The 962-nt window shown below is 75.8% G+C and carries 1 protein-coding gene; it reads right to left on the bottom strand.

Annotated features, from left to right (window positions below; translation table 11 throughout):
- Positions 1-962 (bottom strand): amidohydrolase (locus tag CCN56_RS37530; protein ID WP_143664760.1); only part of this gene is annotated, 962 nt, incomplete at both ends.

Here is a 962-nt window from a genome sequence, read left to right as displayed (position 1 = left end):
CCCGCGCGGTGGCGAGGACCTGTCGGGCGTCGTAGTGGGCGATGGGCCAGTCGGAGCCGAGCGCGAGGTGCGCCCCTGCGTCCCGCAGGTCGCGGCAGCGCCAGGCACGGGCGGCCCGCTCCTCGCCGAGCCGCTTGGACCACTCGTCGGTGTGGTCGGCGCGGGTGTACGCGGTGTGCGGGGGCTGCATGGAGGCGACGACGCCGAGTGCGGCGAAGCGGCCGAGCTGGTCGTCGGGGACGGTCTCGATGTGCTCGACGCGGTGGCGGGGACCGCCCGTACCGAGGGATTCCACGGTGTCGAGGACGTGCCGGACGGCGGCGTCGCCGATGGCGTGGGTGGCGGTGCCGACGCCGGCGCGGTGGAGCCGGCGCACGGCGGCGGAGTACGCGGCCGGGTCGGGCCAGAAGGCGTCGGTGCCCTGGCCGTGGCAGTCGGCGTGCTCCAGCCAGGCGGTGCCGCCCTCGACGGTGCCGTCCATGAAGAACTTCACGCCGCCGATCGCCCACAGGCGTCCGGCCCGCTCCTGGAGCCGTACGAAGGCGTCGAGCTCCTCGGCGGTGGCGCCGGGCATGCACCAGGGGGCGAGGCGGAGCCGGACCGGCAGGTCGCCGTCCTCCTCGATGCCGGCGAGCAGGCCGGGGACGTCGTGTCCGCCGAGGTCCATGACGTGGGCGGCGGTGAGGCCGGTGGCGGCCATGCCGGAGAGCAGCTCGACGAGCCGGTCGCGGCGCTCGGCGTACGGCTGGGCGGGCAGGACCGGGGTCATCAGGTCCATGGCGGCGTGCTCGACGAGGTGCCCGGTGGGGCGGCCGTCGGCGTCGCAGACGATCTCGGAGTGCTGGGCGAAGGCGCGGGGTCCTTCGATGCCGGCGGCCTTGAGGGCGGTGGCGCTGACGAGGACGGAGTGTCCGTCGTAGAGGCGCAGGTGGGCGGGGGCGCCGTCGAGGACGTCCTCGACG

Source organism: Streptomyces sp. NRRL B-24572 (assembly GCF_002156145.1).
Lineage (GTDB): Bacteria > Actinomycetota > Actinomycetes > Streptomycetales > Streptomycetaceae > Streptomyces > Streptomyces vietnamensis.
This window is presented reverse-complemented; position numbering and strand designations above follow the sequence as displayed.